Consider the following 22460-nt stretch of genomic DNA (forward strand, 5'->3'; position numbering starts at 1 on the left):
AGCGGTGCGTCGGCCGGGGCCGGCGCGGAGGCCGCCGGCGCGCGGGAAGTCGAAACTTGAGTGAGATCCATGATGTTACCGGGAGACATCCTCAGAACCGCCGCCAGCCGGCGCGCGGGAAGCCGACGCCGCGGCGGCGTCGCGGGGTGCGGCGTGCAACACGGCGCCTGCCGCATCGCGCGTCTGCACGAATTCTTTCTCGAAATCGAAGGTCTTGCGGGCCGTGGACATGGCCATCACGACGTCGACACCCGAAGAACCGGCGTCCTTGAGCCAGAACCAGAGACGCCGCTCGCGGACGTAGAACATCGCGAAGATGCCGACGACCAGCAGCAGGCTGCCAAGATACACGAGATTCTTGCCGGGCGCGCGCGTCAGCTGGAATACCGAAGCTTGCACCTGCTTGAAGGCATCGAGCTGCAGATAGACCGGCGCGCCGTACAGGAAGCTGTCCGACAGTGCATTGATCGAACCCTGCACGAAACGGATCGTATCCGCACCCTGTTGCGCCGCCGGTTCTCCGGCGCGTTCGCGCGCGATCTGCCAGACCTCCCACATCGCGCCCTCCAGCATCCGCAGCATCAGGCCCGCCGCCTTCTCCTGCTCCGCCTTCGGCACCGAGCGGTCGATAAACGTCGCGACCGCCTGGAAGCCGCCGATCGGCTGGCCGTCAGCCGCGCGCCCGACGCTGTCGTCGCCCGCAGCAAAAAGTGTCAGAACTTTCGACGCGCTGTCCTGCAGACGCTCGCGCAGCGATGCGTCGGCACCCGGCAGCGAGCGCTGCGCGAAGCGCGCGGCGGCCTGCGCGCGCACGGCCGGATCCTCGAGCGCTGCCCGCAGACGCATCCATTCGCCGAGCGAATCCTGGCCGTCGGCCGGAATCCGCATGTAGCGGAACGGATCGTTCGGGCTCGCCCGCACGCCGGCGAGGAAAACCCGATCGCCGCCCATGTCGACGGGCAGCATGTAGTTGTTGAATTCGCGCGCCTGGCCGTCCTTGCCGCGCACCTTGTACTGCACCGACGGCCCGATGTTGTGGAGTTGCATCGGCTTCGACGACTTGGCGCCCGAGCCGAGCCGCTCGTCGAACGCTTCCTTCAGCGAATGCGTGGTCGCGACGCCGCGCACATCCGTCTTGCCGTTCGCGTCGGCCATGTTCTCGACATTGATCGCCCGGAAATCGGAGAACTCGATCGTCTCGCCGTCGGCGCCCGGCATCTGAAGCGGCACCGAATTGCCGATCACGCCTTGCAGCGGAAAGGTCTTCGTGCTGTCGCCCGTCATCGGATACGCGGTCATCTGCATCTGCGAGCCGCCGTCCTGGAAGCTCGACTGGTAGATCGACACGCCCTTGTACGTGAACGGCTTGTTGACCTCGACGCGCGCCGGAATGCGCTTGCCGGTCTCGCGGTCGATGACGACGATGTCGCTCGCGAAAAGCTTCGGCATCCCGGTCGTGTAGTAATCGACGATGAACTTGTTGAGCTGGATCGAAAACGGCAGATCCTGGATCAGCGAGCCGCTCGGCTGGTTCAGGATCGCGGTCGACACGAACTGGCCTTCCGGCACCCAAGCATAGCCGCGGAACGTCGGGTTCGACGCGGACAACCGATGGTCGGCGGAGATCTCGCTGATCGCCGCGCTCGTGTTGACGGGACTCTTCCCGAATATCCACATCTGGAATTTGATCGGCAGGTTGCTGTCGAGCAGGCCGCCGATGCAGATCACGACGATCGCGAGGTGCGCGGAGATATAGCCGATCTTCGTCATCGCGCCGCGCTTCGCCGAAATCAGCGTCGCGCCGCCGGTTTCGCGCACGACGTGCTTGTAGCCCGCCTTCGCGACGAAGGCGGACAGCGCCGTCGCCACCGACGCGCGCGTGCCGCTCACCGAGTATTCCGCCTTGTGATGGAAGGCGCGCAGGCTGCCCTCGCGGACCTTGTCCTTCCAGCTCTTCGCGTCGGCCAGCATCTTCGGCGCGTTGCGGATCACGCACAGCGAGATCGACACGACGAGGAAGAGCAGGATCAGCATGAACCACCACGCGCTGTACACGCTGTACAGGCCGAGCGAGCGGAAGATGTCGGCCCAGAACGGCCCGAACTGGTTCACGTAGTTCGGATATGGATCGTCCTGGGTCAGCACCGTGCCGACGATACTCGCGATAGAAAGCACCACGAGCAGCGCAATTGCAAAGCGCATCGAACTCAACAGCTCCACCGCACGCTTCGCCGCGCCCTGGCCCGGCCTCGACTCCATCCCCGACGTGATAACGCTCATTCAAACTCCGACTGACAACAAAAAAGGGCAAGGCGGCCGCAATGCTGCGGCGCCCCACCCTTTTCTTGTTCTGGCTCCGGCCGCCCGTCAGGCGTCCGGCTACTTCACCTTCGATCGATGCTCAGCGCAGGCCGGCGATGTAGTCCGCCACAGCCTTGATCTCGCCTTCGGACAGGCGCGACGCAATCTGATGCATCGGTTCGTTGTTGTTCCGCGCGCCCGCACCCTGCTGGAACGCGTTCAACTGGGCGACGGTGTAATCCGCCCATTGCCCCGACAGACGCGGATACTGCGCGGGAATGCCCAACCCTGTCGGGCCGTGGCAGCTCGCACACGCGGGCACGCCCTTTTCCGTGATGCCGCCCCGGTAGATCTTCTGGCCGACCGGCACGGTCGACGCGTCATGCGCGACGCCGAGCTTCGGCGCCTGCGAGGCGTAGTACGCCGCCACGTTGCGCATGTCCTGCTCGGTCAATGCGCTGGCGAACCCCACCATCACGGCATTGTTGCGCGCCGGCCGCTTCGCGCCCGGCTGCGCCTTGAAATCGTTCAACTGCTTGACCAGGTATTCGGGATGCTGGCCGGCCAGCTTCGGGAAACCGCCCGATGCGCTGTTGCCGTCGGCGCCGTGGCACGATGCGCAGACTTGCGCCGCGATCGCCTTGCCTCGATCCAGATCCGGCTTGGCCGCATCCGCCGCCGCTGCCGCCCCGACATAACCGGTGAACCCTGCTGCAACCTGAAGCACCATCAGAGACTTGCACAGTCGATTCATTCGCACACCCTGTTTCGTCTTGTGGGAATTTGAGGTTCTGCAATAAACGACGGCGATCAGTCTACCGCAGAAGCGCGCGAGGCAGGCGCCGCGACCTTCGGTCAAACCGGCGTATTGTACAATATCCCGTCGAAAGCCCCTGCCCGCCTATCGGGGCTACCCCGCCTCCACCCAGCGGCCCGTGCCGCCCGTCGCCCCTCTGGTTCCCATGGCCTTATTGCTCCATCAAGCCCGCTTTCTCACGACCGTCAACCACCTTCGCGACCTGCCGTCGACGGTGCAGCCGGAAATCGCGTTCGCGGGCCGCTCGAATGCCGGAAAATCGACGGCGATCAACGTGCTGTGCAACCAGAAGCGCCTCGCGTTCGCCTCGAAAACGCCCGGCCGTACGCAGCACATCAACTATTTCTCGGTCGGCCCGGCCGCCGAGCCGGTCGCGAATCTCGTCGACCTGCCCGGCTACGGCTATGCGGAAGTGCCCGGCTCCGCGAAAGCGCACTGGGAGATGCTGCTGTCGACCTACCTCGCGACACGCCCGCAGCTCCGCGGCCTGATTCTGATGATGGATTCGCGCCGCCCGCTGACCGAGCTCGACCGCCGCATGATCGAGTGGTTTGCACCGACCGGCAAGCCGATTCACACGCTGCTGACCAAATGCGACAAGCTCACGCGCCAGGAAAGCATCAATGCGCTGCGCACGACGCAAAAAGGGCTCGATGCGTATCGGGATGCCGGCGTCGAGGGCAAGCTGACCGTTCAGCTGTTCTCCGCGCTCAAGCGCACGGGGCTCGACGAGGCCCATGCGCTGATCGAAAGCTGGGTGCGTCCGTCCGCCGCCGACGCAAATGGCGAGGTTGTAGCACAATAAGCAGGCACCGCGCGGCCAGCATCCGCCGCGCGTACCTGACGATGGCGCCTGCGATTCGCCCGGCTCATAAAAAAACCCGCCGTTTAACGGCGGGTCAAACAGCCTAATCGAATAACGACAGGCACCCGCTCAGGGAGGAGAAGCGGGGAGCGTCACGCAAGGCGTGCCACTCGATCGCTATCATATACCAACGCCCCGAAAAATAACCTAAGGGTTCAGTAAGCGCCCTTATTGTTCTGTTTTTTGCCAAATCGCCATGAGCTTCCATCCGCTTCATCGTCCGCGCCGGATGCGCCGCGACGACTTCTCCCGCCGCCTGATGCGCGAAAACCATCTGACCACCGACGACCTGATCTACCCGGTATTCGTCGTCGAGGGCACGAACGAGCGCCAGCCGGTGCCGTCGATGCCCGGCGTGGAGCGCGTGTCCGTCGATCTGCTGATGAACGTCGCCGAGCAGTGCGTCGAGCTGGGCGTGCCGGTGCTGTCGCTGTTCCCGGCGATCGAGCCGTCGCTGAAAACGCCCGACGGTCGCGAGGCGGCCAATCCCGAAGGCCTGATCCCGAGTGCGGTGCGCGAGCTGAAGAAGCGCTTCCCCGAACTCGGCGTGCTGACCGACGTCGCACTTGACCCGTACACGAGCCACGGCCAGGACGGCATCCTCGACGAACAGGGCTACGTGATCAACGACGACACCATCGAGATGCTCGTCGAGCAGGCACGCGTGCAGGCGGAAGCCGGCGTCGACATCGTCGCGCCGTCGGACATGATGGACGGCCGCATCGGCGCGATCCGCGAAATGCTCGAAAGCGACGGGCATATCCATACGCGGATCATGGCTTATTCGGCCAAGTACGCCTCGGCGTTCTACGGCCCGTTCCGCGACGCGGTCGGCTCGGCCTCGAATCTGGGCAAGGGCAACAAGATGACCTACCAGATGGATCCGGCCAACAGCGACGAAGCGCTGCGCGAAGTGCGCCTCGACATCGAGGAAGGCGCGGACATGGTGATGGTCAAACCCGGCATGCCGTATCTCGACATCCTGCGCCGCGTGAAGGACGAATTCCGCTTCCCGACCTACGTGTATCAGGTGAGCGGCGAATACGCGATGCTGAAGGCTGCGGCAATGAACGGCTGGCTCGATCACGACAAGGTCGTGCTCGAATCGCTGCTCGCGTTCAAGCGCGCCGGCGCGGACGGCGTGCTGACGTACTTTGCGCTCGACGCGGCGCGTCTGCTGAAGGCGCAACGCTAACCACGCACCGTCGGCCCCGACGCAAAACGGCGACGCACCACGGTGGTGTGTCGCCGTTTTTTTATGCGGCTGGCGTCGGTCGGCCAAAGGCCCGCATCACACGGATGGCGCTGCCATCCGGTCAAGACTGCGCAAGAACGTCTCCGCCGCCTGATAACCGACCACGCGCCCGACTTCCTTGCCGCTCCGATCGAAAAAGATGATTCCGGGCGGCCCGAACAGGTTGAAGCGCCGGAGCAGCGCCTGATCGTCCGTATTATTCGCGGTGACATCGACACGCACGAGATGCATCTGCGCCAGCCTTGCTCGTACCCGCGAGTCGCTGAAGGTGAGGTGCTCCATTTCCTTGCAACTCACGCACCAGTCGGCATAGAAATCGAGCATGACGGGCTGGTTCGACGCCTTCAGCAGCGCGTCGAGTTCCGCGCCCGATCCGATCGACGCGAATGCCGGCCCTTCCTGCACAGGCGCCGAGCCCGCCACGGGTGAGCCGGCCATACGCACCGCGAGCACCGCAAGCGGCTTGAGCGGATCGGTCGAGCCCGCCGCGAGTCCGACAAGCAATGCCGCCGCCCAGATCGCGAGCGCCGCACCCAAGCCCCGTCCGAGACGCCGCCAGATCGAAAGCACACCCGCATGCGGCGTGAACAAGCCGAGCGCGGCGGCAGCCACCAGCAGCCACAACGCACCGAGCAGCATCCTGAATGCGCCCCCCAGCGCCGGCCATACGATCCACAGAGCGGCCGCGAGCAGCACGATGCCGAAGAACACCTTCACGCCGTCCATCCAGGCGCCCGCGCGCGGCAGCAATGCGCCTGCGCCGACCCCGACGATCATGAGCGGCACACCCAGGCCCAACCCCATCGCAAACAGCGCCGCACCGCCCAGCAGCGCGTTGCCGGTATGCGCGATGAATGCGAGCACGGCGAACAGCGGCGCTGTCATGCACGCGCCGACGACGAGCGCCGACAGCGCCCCCATCGCCGCGACCGCCACGAAGTGGCCGCCCTTGCGGCCGCTCGTCGACTGCGCGGCACCGTTTTGCCAACGTTGCGGCAATGCGATGTCGATGCCGGAAATCAGCGACACCGCAAACACGGTCAGCAGCACGCCGAAGCTGCCGAGCACCCACGGGCTCTGCAGCCACGCGCCGAGGCTCTGGCCGACCATCGCGGCGGCGATGCCGAGCACCGTGTAGACGAGCGCCATGCCGACCACATAGGTCAGCGACAGCGCAAAGCCGCGCGCGTGCGTCGCGCGCGTGCCCTGCCCGATGATGATCGCCGAGACGATCGGAATCATCGGATACGAGCAGGGCAAAAGGCTCAGGACCATACCGGCGACGAAATACAGCGCGACGATCGTGAAGAAGCCCTGTCCTTCGAGCAGCGACTGCGCGTAATCAGCGCTCGTGAGCCGGTCGAACCAGTTGCCGCCCGCCGCTTCTCGGGCAGGCGAGGCAGACGCCGATGCACTCAGCGCGTCGCCGCTCACCTTGACGACGTGCTCCGCGGGCGGATAGCAAATGCCTTCGTCCGCGCACCCCTGCGACGTCACCACGAGTTCGAACGGCCCCGACGCCTGCTTGACCGGTACATGGATCGACACGTCGCCACGGTAGGTTTCGACGTTCTTCTGGAAGGTCTGGTCGAACTTCACGTGACCGGCCGGCAGTTGCGGCTCGCCGAGCGTTGCCTGGCCGCCCTTCACCGCAAATACGAACCGCTCGCGGTACAGGTAGTAGCCGTCGGCGACCTTGAAGCGAACGTCGACCTGCCCCGGCGATTCACTCGCGCTAAATTTGAATGCGACCGACGGATCGAGAAAATCGTCCGCGGCCCGAGCAGCGGGAACCCCGCCGAACACGAATGCGAGCGGCAACAGAAGCATGAGGAGCCGCAGCACGTGCAGCCTCGCGCGAAACACCATACCGTTAAACATGAAATAGCCGTTGAGTTTCGCCGGTTACCCACTGACCGTATGCCGGCGACGCCGCAGCCTGCCATGAGACGATTTCGGGCGTGTCATACGGATGATGCGACTGGATAAATCGCTCCAGCTCGAGCGCGCGCACCGGACTCGTCTTGAATAGCAACTGGATTTCCTCCGCCGTTTCGACCTTGCCCTGCCAGTGATAGCGCGACTTGATCGCGCCAAGCTCCGACACGCACGCGGCGAGCCGCGCCGCGAGTGCACCGTCGGCCAGCGCATCGGCGGTCGCCGCATCGGGCACCGTCGTCAGCATCAACACCACCACCATACGCACACCTCCAGATCGTTTACCCGCGCTTTCGTCGTATCGTAGCGTACGCGTCGCCGCCGCGCCGCACGGCGACGCCGAAGCGGATGCCGGCGCCGGAAAACAAAAAGGGCCAAGCGTTCGCTTAGCCCTCTTCTGATACTGCTACGTACCGGAAAGCTTATTCAGCTTCTTGGACGTTTTCCGCTTCGACCGGTTCCGGACGATCCAGCAGTTCGACCAGTGCCATCGGTGCGTTGTCGCCGACGCGGAAGCCGAACTTCAGGATGCGCAGGTAGCCGCCCGGACGGTTCGCGAAGCGCGGACCGAGCACGTCGAACAGCTTCGCGACGGAATCGCGATCGCGCAGGCGGTTGAACGCCAGACGGCGGTTCGCCAGCGACGGCTTCTTGCCGAGCGTGATCAGCGGCTCGACGACCTTACGGAGTTCCTTCGCCTTCGGCAGCGTCGTCTTGATGACTTCGTGCTCGATCAGCGAGTTGGACATGTTGCGGAGCATAGCCAGACGGTGGCTGCTCGTGCGGTTCAGTTTCCGCAGACCATGACGATGGCGCATTTCAGTTTCCTTGATTCAAAGTTTTGGTCCAGCTCTTCTATCGCACCCGACGGGTGCACGGGCCGGTAACAGAAAAAAGCAAGATGCGGATTCTAGAAGAAAATCCGCATCTTGACCAGTTACAGCAGCAACCGGGCTTACTTGTCGAGACCAGCCGGCGGCCAGTTTTCGAGCTTCATGCCCAGCGTGAGACCACGCGAAGCGAGCACTTCCTTGATCTCGTTGAGCGACTTGCGACCGAGGTTCGGCGTCTTCAGCAGCTCGTTTTCCGTGCGCTGGATCAGGTCGCCGATGTAGTAGATGTTCTCGGCCTTCAGGCAGTTCGCCGAACGAACCGTCAGTTCGAGATCATCGACCGGACGCAGCAGGATCGGATCGATCTGCGGTGCGCGCGACGGTGCTTCTGCGGCCGTTTCCGTGCCTTCCAGCGCCGCGAACACCGACAGCTGGTCGACCAGGATGCGTGCCGATTGACGGATCGCTTCTTCCGGGGTGATCACGCCGCTCGTTTCGATGTTCATCACGAGCTTGTCGAGGTCGGTACGCTGCTCGACACGTGCGCTTTCGACCGCGTAGCTCACGCGGCGAACCGGCGAGAACGATGCGTCGAGCACGATGCGGCCGATGATCTTGGCCGTATCTTCGCCGTAACGGCGAACGTTGCCCGGCACGTAGCCGCGGCCCTTCTCGACCTTGATCTGCACGTCGAGCTTGCCGCCCTTCGACAGATGCGCGATCACGTGATCCGGGTTGATGACTTCGCAATCGTGAGCCAGCTCGATATCGCCGGCCGTAACGACGCCTTCGCCTTCCTTGCGCAGGGTCACCGTCACTTCGTCGCGGTTGTGCAGCTTGAACACCACGCCCTTCAGGTTCAGCAGCAGGTTGACGACGTCCTCTTGCACACCGTCGAGCGTCGAATACTCGTGCACGACGCCTGCGATCGTCACTTCGGTCGGCGCGTAGCCCATCATCGACGACAGCAGGACGCGGCGGAGCGCGTTGCCCAAGGTGTGGCCGTAACCGCGTTCAAACGGCTCCATGACCACCTTCGCGTGGTTCTCGCCCAGCGATTCCACGGCGATGATCTTGGGTTTCAACAAACTGGTTTGCATAGGTTTTCCTTTTCAATACCCTCGGCTCGTTACACCGATAAGGCTGACCGGCAACACCCTGAAAATAAACAGCCGAGGCTACCCCTTGCGAGAAGCAATCGGGGTGCCTCGGCCGTCAATCGGATTAACGCGAGTACAATTCGACGATCAGGCTTTCGTTGATGTCGCCAGCGATGTCAGCGCGCTCCGGCACTTGCTTGAACGTGCCTTCGAACTTCTTCGCATCGACAGCAACCCAGCTCGGCATGCCGCCTTGCTCGGCCAGCGACAGCGCTTCGACGATACGCGCTTGCTTCTTCGCCTTTTCGCGGATCGCGACGATATCACCCGCCTTCACTTGCAGCGACGGGATGTTCGACACGACGCCGTTCACCGTGATCGACTTGTGGCTCACCAGCTGACGCGCTTCAGCGCGGGTCGAGCCGAAGCCCATGCGGTACACGACGTTGTCGAGGCGCGACTCGAGCAGTTGCAGCAGGTTTTCACCCGTGTTGCCCTTGCGGCGGTCGGCTTCGGCGAAGTAGCGGCGGAACTGACGCTCCAGCACGCCGTAGATACGCTTGACCTTCTGCTTCTCACGCAGCTGCGTACCGTAGTCGGACGTACGTGCGCCCGAGGTACGGCCGTGCTGGCCCGGCTTGCTGTCGAGCTTGCACTTGTCGGCGAGCGAGCGACGCGCGCTCTTCAGGAAGAGGTCGGTGCCTTCACGGCGGGACAGCTTGGCTTTAGGGCCGATATAACGTGCCACTTTGCATTCCTTTATCAATCAGTCACGCGGACATGGATCCGCGCTAGTTCGCGCCCTTTGGGCCGAACGGTGGGCTTAATCAATCAAAAAAGCGCAGCCCGTCGACGCAGTGCGACGACAGGCTTTGCGCCAGCGCATCGTTAGATGCGGCGACGCTTCGGCGGACGGCAGCCGTTATGCGGAACCGGCGTCACATCCGAAATTGCGGTGATCTTGATGCCGAGGCCGTGCAGTGCGCGCACTGCCGACTCGCGGCCCGGGCCAGGGCCCTTGATCCGCACTTCCAGATTCTTCACGCCATATTCCATCGCCACGCGACCGGCCGACTCAGCAGCAACCTGAGCAGCGAACGGCGTCGACTTGCGCGAGCCCTTGAAGCCCTGGCCGCCCGACGTCGCCCATGCCAGCGCATTGCCTTGGCGATCGGTGATCGTGATGATCGTGTTGTTGAACGACGCGTGAACGTGAACCACGCCTTCAGCGACGTTCTTCTTAACCTTCTTGCGAACGCGTTGCGCCGCGGTGTTCGAAGCCTTAGCCATTACGTTTTCCTGTAACTGTCAGTTCCGCTTACTTCTTCAGCGCTTGCGCTGCACGACGCGGACCCTTGCGAGTACGTGCGTTCGTACGCGTACGCTGACCGCGCATCGGCAGGCCCTTGCGATGACGAACGCCGCGGTAGCAACCGAGATCCATCAGGCGCTTGATGTTCATCGTCACTTCACGGCGCAGATCGCCTTCGACGACAAACTTGCCCACTTCTTCACGCAGCTTTTCGAGATCTGCGTCGGTCAGGTCCTTGACCTTCTTCGAGAATTCCACGCCAGCAGCCGCGCAGATCTCGCGCGAGCGGGTGCGGCCAACACCGAAGATTGCCGTCAGGCCGATCTCGGTATGCTGGTGATTCGGGATGTTAACCCCTGCGATACGAGCCATTGTTTTTCCTCAAACAAAAAGCGCAAACAAACGCGCGGTCAGCCTTGACGCTGCTTATGGCGCGGATCCGAGCTGCAGATCACGCGAACCACGCCTTTGCGCTTGATGATCTTGCAATTGCGGCAAATGCGCTTAACCGATGCCATCACTTTCATGATATTACCCTTTTTTCAAATCACTTCGCCCGGAACACGATCCGCGCACGAGACAGATCGTAAGGCGTCAATTCAACCGTCACCTTGTCGCCAGGGAGGATACGGATGTAGTGCATCCGCATCTTTCCGGAGATATGCCCCAACACGACATGGCCGTTTTCCAGCTTCACGCGGAAGGTCGCATTCGGGAGGTTCTCGATCACCTCGCCCTGCATCTGGATTACATCGTCCTTGGCCATAAGTCCTTTTTAACGCATTGGGATGTTGCCGCCCTTGAAGTTAGCCTTCTTGAGCAGCGACTCATACTGTTGCGACATAACGTACGACTGCACCTGCGCCATGAAGTCCATCGTGACGACGACAATGATCAGCAGCGACGTTCCACCAAAATAAAACGGCACATTCCAGCGCAGCACCAGGAATTCCGGCAGCAGACACACGAACACGATGTAGATCGCACCGGCCAGCGTCAGACGCGTGAGGATGCGGTCGATATATCGTGCGGTCTGCTCGCCCGGACGGATGCCCGGCACGAAGGCCCCGCTCTTCTTCAGGTTGTCCGCGGTTTCCCTGCTATTGAACACCAGTGCGGTGTAGAAGAAGCAGAAAAACACGATTGCCAGCGTGTACAGCAGCACGTAGACCGGCTGACCCGGCTTCAGCGCTTCCGCCACGTTATGCAGCGTGTCGGAGAACCAGCCCTTGCGTTCGCCCGAGCTGAACCAGCTCAGGATCGTTGCCGGGAACAGAATGATCGACGATGCGAAGATCGGCGGAATCACACCCGACATGTTCAGCTTCAGCGGCAAGTGAGACGACTGCCCACCGTAGATCTTGTTGCCGACCTGGCGCTTTGCGTAGTTCACGAGGATCTTGCGCTGACCGCGTTCGATGAACACGACCAGGTAAGTCACCGCGGCAATCAGAACGACGATGATGATCGCCGAAATGATGCTCATCGAACCCGTACGCACCAACTCGAACAACCCACCGACGGCATTCGGGAACCCTGCTGCGATCCCGCCGAAGATGATGATCGAGATACCGTTGCCCAGACCTCGCTCGGTGATCTGCTCACCCAGCCACATCAGGAACATCGTACCGGTGACCAGCGTCACGACCGTTGTCAGACGGAACAGCATGCCGGGATCGGTGACGAGGCCCGGCTGGTTTTCCAGCGCGGCCGCGATACCGAACGCCTGGAAGGTCGCGAGCACCACGGTGAAATACCGCGTGTACTGCGTGATCTTCCGTTGACCTGCCTGCCCTTCCTTCTTCAACGCCTCCAACTGCGGCGATACGATCGCCAGCAGCTGCATGATGATCGACGCCGAAATGTACGGCATGATCCCCAATGCGAAGATCGTGAAGCGGGAAAGCGCGCCACCCGAGAACATGTTGAACATGCCCAGGATGCCGCCCGCCTGGCTCTGGAACAGCTTCGCCAGTTGATCCGGATCGATGCCCGGCACCGGGATATGCGCGCCGATGCGATAGACGATCAGCGCCAGCAGCAAGAACATTGCACGCCGGCGCAGATCGCCGAACTTCGCCGTGCTTCGACCGGGTTTTGCAAGACTCGGGCTGTTAGCCAAGTACTTTCTCCGATGCAAATGCTAGTGACGTCGCTAAATGCGTGTCACTCGGCAAACGAACCGCCAGCCGCTTCGATCGCAGCACGCGCACCCTTGGTGGCGCCGAGACCCTTCACGACGATTTTGCGCTTCAGTTCGCCCGTCGCGATGATCTTTGCGCTCTTCGTCAGCTCGCCGACCAGGCCGGCTTGCTTCAGTGCGAGCAGATCGATTTCGTCGACCGGCAGCTTTTCGAGGTCGCCCAGGCGCACTTCACCGACGAATTCCTTCGTCAGCGACGTGAAGCCGCGCTTCGGCAGACGACGCTGCAGCGGCATCTGACCGCCTTCGAAGCCGACCTTGTGGAAGCCGCCCGAACGCGATTTCTGACCCTTGTGACCACGGCCGGCCGTCTTACCGAGGCCGGAACCGATGCCGCGGCCCACGCGACGCTTAGCGTGCTTGGCGCCTGCAGCCGGCTTCAGGTTATTCAATTCCATATCAACTCCTTGATCCGTAGTCGGCCGCTTAACCGATGACCTTAACAAGGTACGAGACCTTGTTGATCATGCCGCGCACCGCCGGCGTATCCTGAAGCTCGCTGACCGAATTGAGGCGACGCAGACCCAGACCGCGCACGGTGGCGCGGTGCGATTCGCGGGTCCCAATCAGGCTCTTGACGAGCTGAACCTTGACAGTTTTTTCAGACATGGTGACCACCTGGGCTTAGCCCAAAATTTCTTCGACGGACTTGCCGCGCTTCGCCGCGATGTCGGCCGGGGTCGACTGCTTGCGCAGGCCGTCCAGCGTTGCACGCACGAGGTTGTACGGGTTCGTCGAACCGTGGCTCTTCGCCACGACGTTCTGAACGCCCATCACGTCGAACACTGCGCGCATCGGGCCGCCGGCGATCACACCGGTACCGTCCTTCGCCGGAGCGAGGAGGACTTCGGATGCGCCGTGCTTGCCGTGCACTTCGTGTTGCAGCGTGCCGTTCTTAAGCGGCACCTTGAACATGTTGCGGCGAGCTTGCTCCATTGCCTTCTGGACGGCAACCGGCACTTCCTTCGCCTTGCCCTTGCCCATACCGATGCGGCCATCACCATCGCCAACCACGGTCAGTGCGGCGAAGCCGAGAATACGGCCACCCTTCACGACCTTGGTCACGCGATTGACCGAAATCATCTTTTCACGAAGGCCGTCGTCGCGTTCGTCAGCCTGAACTTTCGCTTGCATCTTTGCCATGACGAATTCCTTCCTTAGAACTTGAGCCCAGCTTCACGAGCTGCCTCAGCCAGCGCTTTCACGCGGCCGTGGTAGCGGAAGCCCGAGCGGTCGAAGGCGACGGATTCGATGCCGGCGGCCTTAGCCTTCTCGGCAATGCGCTTGCCGATCAGCGTAGCGGCGGCAACGTTGCCACCCTTGCCCGACTTGTCGGCGAGCTCTGCGCGCACTTCAGCTTCGAGCGTCGACGCGCTTGCGAGCACCTTGGTGCCGCACGGCGAGAACACTTGAGCGTAGATGTGCGTGTTCGTGCGATGCACGGCGAGACGCGCGACCTGCAGCTCAGCGATCTTGATACGCGTCTGGCGAGCGCGGCGCAGGCGAGATTGAGTCTTATCCATGATTGCGCACCCTTACTTCTTCTTCGTTTCTTTGAGGATCACAACCTCGTCGGCATAGCGCACGCCCTTGCCCTTGTAGGGCTCCGGCGGACGGTAGCCGCGGACTTCCGCAGCCACTTGGCCGACTTTCTGCTTGTCGATCCCCTTGATCACGATTTCGGTTTGCGTCGGGGTTTCAGCCTTGACGCCTTCCGGCATCTGGTGCACCACCGGGTGCGAGAAACCCAGCGACAGGTTCAGCTTGTCGCCTTGCGCTTGCGCACGATAACCGACGCCAACCAGCGTCAGCTTGCGCTCGAAACCCTTGGTCACGCCGTGCACCATGTTCGCGATGATCGCGCGCATCGTGCCCGACATTGCGTTTGCTTCGCGGCTCTCGTCGACCGGCGCCAGATTCAGCGTGCCGTCGTTGTTCGCCACGTTCACGAGCGGGTTGACCGCTTGCGTGATCGTGCCCAGCGGGCCCTTGACGATGATTTCACCGTCGACGACCTTGAATTCCGCGCCTTGCAGCGCGATCGGGCTCTTACCTACTCGAGACATGTTTCTCTCTCCTTTCGGTTAAGCGACGTAGCAGATGACTTCGCCGCCGACGCCCGTAGCGCGCGCCTTGCGGTCGGTCATCACGCCCTTCGGCGTCGACACGATAGCCACGCCGAGGCCATTCATGACCTGCGGAATGTCGTTACGGCCACGGTACACGCGCAGACCCGGCTTCGACACGCGCTCGAGGCGTTCGATGACCGGACGGCCAGCGTAGTACTTCAGCGCGATATTCAGTTCGGACTTCGCACCTTCCGCCTTCACGGCGAAATCGTCGATATAGCCTTCGTCCTTCAGGACTTGCGCGATTGCAACCTTGACCTTCGACGAGGGCATCGCGACCGATACCTTCTCGACCATCTGCGCGTTGCGGATGCGAGTCAGCATATCGGCGATAGGATCACTCATGCTCATTTATGTTTCTCCTATTACCAGCTCGCCTTGGTCAGGCCAGGAATCTCGCCACGGAATGCGATTTCACGAATCTTGTTACGCGCGAGGCCGAATTTACGGAACGTGCCACGCGGACGGCCCGTGATCGCGCAGCGGTTACGCTGGCGGGTCGGGTTTGCGTTGCGGGGCAGTTGCTGCAGCTCAAGGCGTGCTTCGTAGCGCTCTTCTTCCGACTTGCTTTGGTCTTCGATGATCGCCTTCAGCGCTTCGCGCTTCGCTGCGAACTTCGCGACCAGGCGGGCGCGCTTCTTTTCACGTTCGATCAGTGCCAGTTTAGCCACGGTAACCTCAGTTTCTGAACGGGAACTTGAAGCTGGCGAGCAGAGCCTTTGCTTCGTCGTCGGTCTTCGCGGTGGTCGTGATGCTGATGTTCAGCCCACGCAGCGCGTCGATCTTGTCGTAATCGATTTCGGGGAAAATGATCTGCTCTTTCACACCGATGTTGTAGTTGCCGCGGCCATCGAAGGCACGACCCGACACGCCACGGAAGTCGCGCACGCGGGGCAGGGCAACCGTCACGAAACGGTCGAGAAATTCGTACATCGCGCGGCCACGCAGCGTCACCATCGCGCCGATCGGGTAACCCTGGCGGATCTTGAAGCCTGCGATTGCCTTGCGAGCCTTCGTCACGACCGGCTTCTGACCTGCGATCTTCGTCAGGTCGCCGACGGCGTTCTCGATGATCTTCTTGTCGGCCACCGCTTCGCCAAGACCCATGTTCAGGGTGATCTTGGTGATGCGCGGCACTTCCATGACCGACTTGTACCCGAACTTCTCGATCAGGCCGGGCACAACCTTTTCTTTGTAAAACTCTTGAAAACGAGCCATTTTTTTACTCCGCTGCGTCAAGCGCTCAGCACGGCACCGGTCGTCTTCAGGAAGCGCACCTTCTTGCCTTCCTCGACCTTGATGCCAACACGCGAGGCCTTGCCATTCGCGTCGACCAGCGCGACGTTCGAAATATGCAGGGGCATCGTCTTCGCTTCCACGCCGCCCTGCGTACCCTTCATCGGGTTGGGCTTAACATGCTTCTTGACGAGGTTGATACCTTCAACCGTCACACGGTCGGCACCGACGGCCAGCACGACACCGCGCTTGCCCTTGTCCTTGCCGGCGATGACGATGACTTCGTCACCTTTGCGAATCTTGTTCATCGCGACTCCTTACAGCACTTCCGGCGCCAGCGAAACGATCTTCATGAATCGTTCGCTACGCAGCTCACGCGTGACGGGCCCGAAAATACGGGTGCCGATCGGCTCGAGCTTGTTATTCAAAAGCACAGCGGCGTTGCCGTCGAACTTGATCAGCGAACCGTCTTGACGACGAACGCCCTTGGCGGTGCGGACCACCACGGCGTTGTAGATTTCGCCTTTCTTCACACGCCCGCGCGGCGTTGCCTCTTTGACGCTCACCTTGATGATGTCGCCAATGCTGGCATAACGACGCTTCGAGCCGCCGAGCACCTTGATGCACATGACTTCACGTGCACCCGTGTTGTCGGCCACTTCAAGCCGAGTTTCGGTCTGGATCATGGTTTGTCTTTCCCAACTTAATCCGGATGCACCACCATGGCACATTCGGTCAGTCTTGGTCCCGTCAGCCAATCGGCTGCTTGGGTTGGAACAGCAGCGACGGCAAACGAAACCCGCCATCGCAATTCGGTGATTCTTTCGGAGCAGGCTGGCGCCAGTCCGCTTCCCCCACCAACTTCGCCCGCGACGGGGCTCCCATAAAGAGGGAAGACCGGGATTATAACAAATAACCCCGGTCACGCAAGCAAAAACTTTGCGATTTCAAGCACTTCATTGCTGAAGTGCCTGTTACTGCCTGGTCCCGCTTAGATCACGCGGGCTGCCTCGACGAGACGCGACACCGCCCAGGCCTTCGTCTTCGAAACAGGACGGGTTTCCTGGATTTCGACGAGATCGCCTTCGTTGTAGGTGTTCGCTTCATCGTGCGCGTGGTACTTCTTCGAACGCACGACATACTTGCCGTAGATCGGGTGCTTGACGCGGTGCTCGACCAGCACGGTGACGGTCTTGTCCATCTTGTTGCTGACGACCCGACCGACGAGCGTCCGCTTCAGCGAGGTTTTCACGCTATCGTTCATTTCTGGTTCGCCTTCTGAGTCAGGACGGTCCGCACACGTGCGATGTCGCGACGAACCTTCTTCAGCTGGCTCGTGTTCGTGAGCTGCTGGGTCGCGAGTTGCATGCGCAGGCCGAATTGCGCCTTCAGCAGGTCCGACAGCTCTTTGTTGAGCGCGGCCTGGTCTTTCTGGAGAAGTTCGGAAGCCTTCATGTTTTCTCCTTAGGCGCCGAGCTGACGCACGATGAATACCGTCTGGAGCGGCAGCTTGGCTGCAGCCAGGCGGAACGCTTCGCGTGCCAGTTCTTCGGATACGCCGTCCATTTCATACAGCATCTTGCCCGGCTGGATCTCAGCCACGTAGTACTCCGGGTTACCCTTACCGTTACCCATACGTACTTCGGCCGGCTTCTGCGAAATCGGCTTGTCCGGGAAAATGCGAATCCAGATGCGGCCGCCACGCTTGATGTGACGCGTCATTGCACGACGCGCCGCTTCAATTTGACGCGCGGTCAAACGGCCGCGACCGATCGCCTTCAGGCCGAAATCACCGAACGACACCGCGTTGCCGCGCGTCGCCTTGCCGGTGTTACGACCTTTCTGCTCTTTGCGATACTTCCTGCGTTTCGGTTGCAGCATCGTTATTCTCCAGTCTTGCCGTCTTCCGGCTTGCCGGCACGGCGCGGTGCGCCACGACGTGCACCCGGAGCACCGCCTTCGCCATCACGGCGCGGACGACGGTCGCCCGGACGTGCATTGCGACGCGGACGCTTGTCCTCGGCCACTTCTTCCACCACCGGCACGTCGTTGCGGCCGAGCGTGTCGCCCTTGTACACCCACACCTTGACGCCGATGATGCCGTACGTCGTCTTCGCTTCCGAAGTTGCGTAGTCGATGTCGGCACGCAGCGTATGCAGGGGCACGCGACCTTCGCGATACCACTCCGTACGAGCGATTTCGATACCGTTCAGGCGGCCGGCGCTCATGATCTTGATGCCTTGGGCGCCCATGCGCATCGCGTTCTGCATCGCACGCTTCATCGCGCGGCGGAACATGATCCGGCGCTCGAGCTGTTGCGTGATCGAGTCAGCGATCAGCTGCGCATCGGTTTCCGGCTTGCGGATTTCTTCGATGTTGACGTGAACCGGCACGCCCATGCGGCGTTGCAGTTCAGCCTTCAGCTGTTCGATATCCTCGCCCTTCTTGCCGATAACGACACCCGGACGCGAGCTGTAAATCGTGATGCGCGCGTTCTTTGCAGGACGCTCGATGACGACACGGCCGACCGAAGCGTTCTTCAGCTTCTTCTTGAGGTATTCACGAACACCGATGTCTTCCTGCAGCATCGCCGCGAAATTGTTGTTGTTCGCGTACCAACGCGAAGCCCAATTGCGGCTGACAGCCAGGCGGAAGCCAGTCGGATGAATTTTCTGTCCCATCGTATGGCTCCTTAATTCCCGACCGTCACAGTGATGTGACAGGATTGCTTCTCAATGCGGTTGCCGCGGCCCTTGGCGCGCGCGGTGAACCGCTTGAGCGATGCAGCCTTGTCGACATAGATGCTCTTGATCTTGAGCTCGTCGATATCGGCGCCTTCGTTGTGCTCCGCATTCGCGATCGCCGACAGCACGACCTTCTTCACGATGCCAGCCGCCTTCTTCGGCGAGAACGTCAGAACGTTCAGCGCCTTGTCGACCGGCAAACCGCGGATCTGGTCAGCCACAAGGCGCGTCTTCTGCGCCGAGATGCGGGCACCGCGATGAATTGCTTTCACTTCCATCTTGATAGCCCCTTATTTCTTGGCCTTCTTGTCGGCCGCGTGACCCTTGAACGTACGGGTCAGTGCGAACTCGCCAAGCTTGTGGCCGACCATGTTTTCCGAGATGTACACCGGAACGTGTTGACGGCCGTTGTGAACAGCGATCGTCAGGCCGATGAAATCCGGCAGAATCGTCGAACGACGCGACCAGGTCTTGATCGGCTTCTTGTCACGCGAAGCTGCAGCCGCCTCAACTTTCTTCAGCAAATGGGCGTCGCAGAACGGACCTTTTTTAACAGAACGTGCCATTGCCTACTCCTTAACGCTTGTGACGGCGCTGGACGATCATCGTCGTCGTGCGCTTGTTGCGACGCGTGCGGAAGCCCTTCGTCGGCGTGCCCCACGGGCTCACCGGGTCGCGGCCCGCAGCAGTACGGCCTTCACCACCACCGTGCGGGTGATCGATCGGGTTCATTGCCACGCCACGCACCGTCGGGCGGATACCACGCCAGCGGTTCGCACCGGCCTTGCCGATCTGGCGCAGGCTGTGCTCTTCGTTACCGACTTCACCGATCGTCGCACGGCACTCGATGTGCACGCGGCGGATTTCGCCCGAACGCAGACGAACCTGTGCGTACACGCCTTCACGTGCCAGCAGCATCGCCGACGTACCAGCCGAACGCGCCATCTGCGCGCCCTTGCCCGGGAGCATTTCGATGCAGTGAATCGTCGTACCGACCGGAATGTTGCGAATCGGCAGCGTGTTGCCTGCGCGAATCGGCGCTTCCGAACCCGACATCAGCTGCTGGCCGACCGTCACGCCCTTCGGCGCGATGATGTAGCGACGCTCGCCGTCTGCATACAGCACCAGCGCGATGTTCGCGCTGCGGTTCGGGTCGTACTCGAGACGCTCGACCTTCGCCGGAATACCGTCCTTCGTGCGACGGAAGTCGACGACACGGTAGTGCTGCTTGTGACCGCCACCCTGGTGACGCGTCGTGATGCGCCCGTTGTTGTTGCGGCCAGCCTTGGAGCTCTGCGTGTCGAGCAGCGGCGCGAACGGCTTGCCCTTGTGCAGGTCCTTGTTGACCACCTTGACCATCGCGCGGCGACCCGGCGAGGTCGGCTTAACTTTCACGATTGCCATGATTACTTGGCCTCCGCTTCGAAGTTGATTTCCTGGCCGGGCTTCAGGCAGACGTACGCCTTCTTGACGTCCTTGCGACGACCCATCGAGCGGCCGAAGCGCTTTTGCTTGCCCTTCTGAACCAGCACGTTGACCGAATCAACCTCAACCTTGAACAGCAGCTCGACAGCCGCCTTCACTTCCTGCTTCGTGGCATCCGGCGCGACTTCGAACACGACTTGCTCGTTCTTGTCGGCAACCAGCGTCGCCTTCTCGGAGACCACCGGTGCGAGCAGGACCTGCATCAAACGATGATCGTTCTTGCGAATCTCGCTCATGACAGCAACTCCTCGATCTGGGCGACCGCAGCCTTCGTGACCAGCACTTTCTTGAAGTAGATCAGCGACAGCGGGTCAGCATAGCGCGGCTCGACAACTGCCACATGCGGCAGGTTGCGCGACGCGAGGTACAGGTTTTCGTCGACCGTGTCGGTGATCACCAGCACGGATTCGAGACCCATGGCCTTGAACTTTTCGGCCAGCAGCTTGGTCTTCGGCGCTTCGAGAACGATGTCCTCGACGACCGACAGACGGCCTTCACGGGCCAGCTGCGAGAAGATCGAGCAGAGACCTGCGCGATGCATCTTCTTGTTGACCTTCTGCGAGAAGTTTTCTTCCGGCGAGTTCGGGAAGATCCGGCCACCGCCACGCCACAGCGGGCTCGACGACATACCGGCACGAGCACGGCCCGTACCCTTCTGGCGCCACGGCTTCTTGGTCGTGTGCTTGACTTGCTCACGATCCTTCTGCGCGCGGTTACCCTGGCGAGCGTTCGCCTGGTAAGCAACGACGACCTGGTGGATCAGCGCTTCGTTGTAGTCACGACCGAACACGACGTCCGACGCGTTGACCACTGCACCTTCCTGACCATTCGCGTTCAGGAGCTTGAGTTCCATTATTTCGCCCCCTTCACGGCACGCGTCTTCACGGCCGGCGTCACGAAAACCTTGCCGCCCTTCGCACCCGGCACTGCACCCTTGACGAGCAGCAGCTTGCGGTCGGCGTCGATGCGAGCGATTTCGAGATTCTGAACCGTCACCGTCTCATCACCCATGTGACCGGTCATGCGCTTACCCGGGAAAACACGACCCGGATCCTGCGCCATACCGATCGAACCCGGCACGTTGTGCGAGCGCGAGTTACCGTGCGTAGCACGGCCGGAGGAGAAGTTGTAACGCTTGATGGTACCGGCGTAGCCCTTACCGATCGACACGCCTTGCACGTCGACCTTCTGGCCCACTTCGAACAGATCCGGACCAACGATGGCGCCATTCGACAGCTCAGCTGCCTTGGCCGCATCGATGCGGAATTCCTTGAGAACTTCACCGGCTTCGACACCGGCTTTGGCGAGATGACCTGCCAGCGGCTTCGTCACGCGCGATGCACGACGGGAGCCGAATGCAACCTGAACGGCCGTATAGCCGTCGGTTTCAACAGTCTTGATCTGCGTCACGCGGTTGTCCGACACGTCCAGCACGGTGACAGGGATCGAATCCCCTTCAGCCGTGAAAATACGGGTCATGCCAACCTTGCGACCTACGAGTCCAAGGCTCATCGTTTTCTCCATTCCCGACTGCGATTGGTCGGGGCTGATTTACAAAACGCCGGGCACGCAAGGCCCAGCTTTTTTACGCGAATACGCGAAAAGCCCTGCATTATAGCCAGGCCTTTCGTTTTCCGCAAGCAATCAAAGACTTAGCACCACCCGGCAGGCCGGACGGGGCTGAAAGCCTTACTGCAGCTTGATTTCCACGTCGACGCCAGCCGGCAGGTCGAGCTTCATCAGCGCGTCGACCGTCTTGTCGGTCGGATCGACGATGTCCATCAGGCGCTGGTGGGTACGGATTTCGAGCTGGTCGCGCGACGTCTTGTTGACGTGCGGCGAACGCAGGATGTCAAAACGCTGGATGCGGGTCGGCAGCGGCACCGGGCCACGGACGATTGCACCAGTCCGCTTTGCCGTGTCGACGATCTCGGCTGCCGATTGATCGATCAGACGGTAGTCGAAAGCCTTCAGGCGGATGCGGATTTTCTGTTGCTGCATGACGATTCCTTGAAAAGAGCGAGGCGATGTTGCATCGCCGGATCACGTAAAGAACGTGAGGCCGGGCATCCGCGGAGAGCGGGCGCCCGGCCCCGGGCACTACTGGACGCCGAATGATACACCACCCGGCGGATCGCCGATATTACTCGATGATCTTGGCGACGACGCCAGCACCGACGGTGCGGCCGCCTTCACGGATTGCGAAACGCAGACCTTCTTCCATCGCGATCGGCGCAATCAG

The 22460-nt window shown here is 61.6% G+C and carries 35 protein-coding genes and 1 pseudogene; 2 read left to right on the forward strand and 34 right to left on the reverse strand.

The annotated features are described in order from the left end of the window. Nucleotides 1–75: 75 nt before the first annotated feature. Entirely contained in the window at nucleotides 76–2280 is a 2205-nt protein-coding gene (locus tag KH616_RS07415) for a cytochrome c biogenesis protein ResB (RefSeq protein ID WP_292239075.1), read from the reverse strand. A gap of 121 nt (nucleotides 2281–2401) precedes the next feature. After that, nucleotides 2402–3055 (reverse strand): c-type cytochrome, encoded by a 654-nt coding sequence (locus KH616_RS07420; protein WP_292239078.1) that lies wholly within the window; start codon nucleotides 3053–3055, stop codon nucleotides 2402–2404. Between the two features lie 208 nt (nucleotides 3056–3263). Here KH616_RS07420 and yihA point away from each other — a divergent pair, with 208 nt between their 5' ends. Together yihA and hemB are read left to right on the forward strand one after the other, a co-directional pair. Further along, on the forward strand, nucleotides 3264–3923 hold the full coding sequence (gene yihA / locus KH616_RS07425) for a ribosome biogenesis GTP-binding protein YihA/YsxC (RefSeq protein WP_292239080.1): 660 nt from the start codon (nucleotides 3264–3266) through the stop codon (nucleotides 3921–3923). Nucleotides 3924–4179: 256 nt separating this feature from the next. Continuing rightward, on the forward strand, nucleotides 4180–5178 hold the full coding sequence (gene hemB, locus KH616_RS07430) for a porphobilinogen synthase (protein WP_292239082.1): 999 nt from the start codon (nucleotides 4180–4182) through the stop codon (nucleotides 5176–5178). A gap of 96 nt (nucleotides 5179–5274) precedes the next feature. Here the strand turns inward: hemB and dsbD are convergent, their stop codons facing one another. From dsbD to KH616_RS07590, 32 genes and pseudogenes are all read right to left on the reverse strand, one after another. Further along, nucleotides 5275–7119 carry a protein-disulfide reductase DsbD gene (gene dsbD, locus KH616_RS07435; RefSeq protein WP_292239085.1) on the reverse strand — a complete coding sequence of 615 codons (1845 nt, stop codon included), beginning with the start codon at nucleotides 7117–7119 and terminating at the stop codon, nucleotides 5275–5277. Beyond that, nucleotides 7112–7438, reverse strand: a complete 327-nt coding sequence (gene cutA / locus KH616_RS07440) for a divalent-cation tolerance protein CutA (RefSeq protein WP_292239089.1) — start codon at nucleotides 7436–7438, stop codon at nucleotides 7112–7114. The genes dsbD and cutA overlap by 8 nt, the downstream gene beginning before the upstream one ends. A 160-nt stretch (nucleotides 7439–7598) precedes the next feature. After that, a complete protein-coding gene (gene rplQ, locus KH616_RS07445) occupies nucleotides 7599–7994 on the reverse strand; it encodes a 50S ribosomal protein L17 (RefSeq protein WP_292239092.1) in 396 nt (131 codons plus the stop codon). Between the two features lie 137 nt (nucleotides 7995–8131). Further along, nucleotides 8132–9109, reverse strand: a complete 978-nt coding sequence (gene rpoA, locus KH616_RS07450; protein ID WP_292239094.1) for a DNA-directed RNA polymerase subunit alpha — start codon at nucleotides 9107–9109, stop codon at nucleotides 8132–8134. Between the two features lie 124 nt (nucleotides 9110–9233). Next, nucleotides 9234–9857 carry a 30S ribosomal protein S4 gene (rpsD, locus tag KH616_RS07455; protein ID WP_292239096.1) on the reverse strand — a complete coding sequence of 208 codons (624 nt, stop codon included), beginning with the start codon at nucleotides 9855–9857 and terminating at the stop codon, nucleotides 9234–9236. A 140-nt stretch (nucleotides 9858–9997) separates the two neighbouring features. Continuing rightward, on the reverse strand, nucleotides 9998–10399 hold the full coding sequence (rpsK, locus tag KH616_RS07460; RefSeq protein WP_010092939.1) for a 30S ribosomal protein S11: 402 nt from the start codon (nucleotides 10397–10399) through the stop codon (nucleotides 9998–10000). A gap of 28 nt (nucleotides 10400–10427) precedes the next feature. Further along, a complete protein-coding gene (rpsM, locus tag KH616_RS07465) occupies nucleotides 10428–10793 on the reverse strand; it encodes a 30S ribosomal protein S13 (protein WP_292239380.1) in 366 nt (121 codons plus the stop codon). Nucleotides 10794–10831: 38 nt separating this feature from the next. Then, nucleotides 10832–10948, reverse strand: coding sequence for a 50S ribosomal protein L36 (rpmJ, locus tag KH616_RS07470; RefSeq protein WP_004199844.1), 117 nt, complete (start codon nucleotides 10946–10948; stop codon nucleotides 10832–10834). Between the two features lie 20 nt (nucleotides 10949–10968). Beyond that, a complete protein-coding gene (infA, locus tag KH616_RS07475; protein WP_004521905.1) occupies nucleotides 10969–11187 on the reverse strand; it encodes a translation initiation factor IF-1 in 219 nt (72 codons plus the stop codon). Nucleotides 11188–11196: 9 nt separating this feature from the next. Then, nucleotides 11197–12543, reverse strand: a complete 1347-nt coding sequence (gene secY / locus KH616_RS07480; RefSeq protein ID WP_292240523.1) for a preprotein translocase subunit SecY — start codon at nucleotides 12541–12543, stop codon at nucleotides 11197–11199. Nucleotides 12544–12587: 44 nt separating this feature from the next. Further along, nucleotides 12588–13022: a 50S ribosomal protein L15 gene (rplO, locus tag KH616_RS07485; protein WP_006482880.1), complete on the reverse strand. Its 435-nt coding sequence runs from the start codon at nucleotides 13020–13022 to the stop codon at nucleotides 12588–12590. Between the two features lie 28 nt (nucleotides 13023–13050). Beyond that, nucleotides 13051–13233 carry a 50S ribosomal protein L30 gene (gene rpmD, locus KH616_RS07490; protein WP_004202755.1) on the reverse strand — a complete coding sequence of 61 codons (183 nt, stop codon included), beginning with the start codon at nucleotides 13231–13233 and terminating at the stop codon, nucleotides 13051–13053. Between the two features lie 15 nt (nucleotides 13234–13248). Beyond that, entirely contained in the window at nucleotides 13249–13767 is a 519-nt protein-coding gene (gene rpsE / locus KH616_RS07495; protein ID WP_292240524.1) for a 30S ribosomal protein S5, read from the reverse strand. A 14-nt stretch (nucleotides 13768–13781) separates the two neighbouring features. Continuing rightward, the gene (rplR, locus tag KH616_RS07500) at nucleotides 13782–14147 is read right to left on the reverse strand and encodes a 50S ribosomal protein L18 (protein WP_006400645.1); all 366 of its coding nucleotides are present in this window, start codon (nucleotides 14145–14147) and stop codon (nucleotides 13782–13784) included. A gap of 12 nt (nucleotides 14148–14159) precedes the next feature. Continuing rightward, nucleotides 14160–14690, reverse strand: a complete 531-nt coding sequence (rplF, locus tag KH616_RS07505) for a 50S ribosomal protein L6 (RefSeq protein ID WP_292240525.1) — start codon at nucleotides 14688–14690, stop codon at nucleotides 14160–14162. A gap of 18 nt (nucleotides 14691–14708) precedes the next feature. Further along, nucleotides 14709–15104 carry a 30S ribosomal protein S8 gene (rpsH, locus tag KH616_RS07510; RefSeq protein WP_006477185.1) on the reverse strand — a complete coding sequence of 132 codons (396 nt, stop codon included), beginning with the start codon at nucleotides 15102–15104 and terminating at the stop codon, nucleotides 14709–14711. Nucleotides 15105–15118: 14 nt separating this feature from the next. Beyond that, nucleotides 15119–15424 (reverse strand): 30S ribosomal protein S14, encoded by a 306-nt coding sequence (gene rpsN, locus KH616_RS07515; protein ID WP_006400648.1) that lies wholly within the window; start codon nucleotides 15422–15424, stop codon nucleotides 15119–15121. Between the two features lie 7 nt (nucleotides 15425–15431). Further along, a complete protein-coding gene (rplE, locus tag KH616_RS07520) occupies nucleotides 15432–15971 on the reverse strand; it encodes a 50S ribosomal protein L5 (protein ID WP_004202757.1) in 540 nt (179 codons plus the stop codon). Nucleotides 15972–15988: 17 nt separating this feature from the next. After that, complete coding sequence (gene rplX, locus KH616_RS07525; protein WP_292240546.1) at nucleotides 15989–16297, reverse strand: 50S ribosomal protein L24; 309 nt, start codon at nucleotides 16295–16297, stop codon at nucleotides 15989–15991. Nucleotides 16298–16306: 9 nt separating this feature from the next. Continuing rightward, nucleotides 16307–16675 carry a 50S ribosomal protein L14 gene (gene rplN / locus KH616_RS07530; RefSeq protein WP_038714987.1) on the reverse strand — a complete coding sequence of 123 codons (369 nt, stop codon included), beginning with the start codon at nucleotides 16673–16675 and terminating at the stop codon, nucleotides 16307–16309. Between the two features lie 305 nt (nucleotides 16676–16980). Further along, entirely contained in the window at nucleotides 16981–17253 is a 273-nt protein-coding gene (gene rpsQ, locus KH616_RS07535; protein WP_059558289.1) for a 30S ribosomal protein S17, read from the reverse strand. Then, on the reverse strand, nucleotides 17250–17444 hold the full coding sequence (gene rpmC, locus KH616_RS07540) for a 50S ribosomal protein L29 (protein ID WP_004199856.1): 195 nt from the start codon (nucleotides 17442–17444) through the stop codon (nucleotides 17250–17252). Before rpmC ends, rpsQ begins: the two co-directional genes overlap by 4 nt. 9 nt (nucleotides 17445–17453) lie before the next feature. Beyond that, nucleotides 17454–17870 carry a 50S ribosomal protein L16 gene (gene rplP / locus KH616_RS07545; protein ID WP_292240615.1) on the reverse strand — a complete coding sequence of 139 codons (417 nt, stop codon included), beginning with the start codon at nucleotides 17868–17870 and terminating at the stop codon, nucleotides 17454–17456. Between the two features lie 2 nt (nucleotides 17871–17872). Beyond that, nucleotides 17873–18670 carry a 30S ribosomal protein S3 gene (gene rpsC / locus KH616_RS07550; protein ID WP_292240617.1) on the reverse strand — a complete coding sequence of 266 codons (798 nt, stop codon included), beginning with the start codon at nucleotides 18668–18670 and terminating at the stop codon, nucleotides 17873–17875. Between the two features lie 11 nt (nucleotides 18671–18681). Continuing rightward, nucleotides 18682–19011 (reverse strand): 50S ribosomal protein L22, encoded by a 330-nt coding sequence (gene rplV, locus KH616_RS07555; protein ID WP_004199272.1) that lies wholly within the window; start codon nucleotides 19009–19011, stop codon nucleotides 18682–18684. 12 nt (nucleotides 19012–19023) lie between these two features. Further along, nucleotides 19024–19299 carry a 30S ribosomal protein S19 gene (gene rpsS, locus KH616_RS07560; RefSeq protein ID WP_004199273.1) on the reverse strand — a complete coding sequence of 92 codons (276 nt, stop codon included), beginning with the start codon at nucleotides 19297–19299 and terminating at the stop codon, nucleotides 19024–19026. Between the two features lie 10 nt (nucleotides 19300–19309). Beyond that, on the reverse strand, nucleotides 19310–20137 hold the full coding sequence (rplB, locus tag KH616_RS07565; protein ID WP_292240737.1) for a 50S ribosomal protein L2: 828 nt from the start codon (nucleotides 20135–20137) through the stop codon (nucleotides 19310–19312). Between the two features lie 2 nt (nucleotides 20138–20139). Continuing rightward, the gene (gene rplW, locus KH616_RS07570; RefSeq protein ID WP_012734358.1) at nucleotides 20140–20454 is read right to left on the reverse strand and encodes a 50S ribosomal protein L23; all 315 of its coding nucleotides are present in this window, start codon (nucleotides 20452–20454) and stop codon (nucleotides 20140–20142) included. After that, on the reverse strand, nucleotides 20451–21071 hold the full coding sequence (rplD, locus tag KH616_RS07575; protein WP_292240740.1) for a 50S ribosomal protein L4: 621 nt from the start codon (nucleotides 21069–21071) through the stop codon (nucleotides 20451–20453). The genes rplW and rplD overlap by 4 nt, the downstream gene beginning before the upstream one ends. Then, nucleotides 21071–21730 carry a 50S ribosomal protein L3 gene (gene rplC / locus KH616_RS07580; RefSeq protein WP_292240743.1) on the reverse strand — a complete coding sequence of 220 codons (660 nt, stop codon included), beginning with the start codon at nucleotides 21728–21730 and terminating at the stop codon, nucleotides 21071–21073. Before rplC ends, rplD begins: the two co-directional genes overlap by 1 nt. A 177-nt stretch (nucleotides 21731–21907) precedes the next feature. Beyond that, nucleotides 21908–22219 (reverse strand): 30S ribosomal protein S10, encoded by a 312-nt coding sequence (gene rpsJ / locus KH616_RS07585; RefSeq protein ID WP_004199280.1) that lies wholly within the window; start codon nucleotides 22217–22219, stop codon nucleotides 21908–21910. A 142-nt stretch (nucleotides 22220–22361) separates the two neighbouring features. Then, a pseudogene (locus tag KH616_RS07590) lies at nucleotides 22362–22460 on the reverse strand (elongation factor Tu); the annotation flags it as partial.

It is taken from the genome of Burkholderia sp. (assembly GCF_018375725.1).
Lineage (GTDB): Bacteria > Pseudomonadota > Gammaproteobacteria > Burkholderiales > Burkholderiaceae > Burkholderia.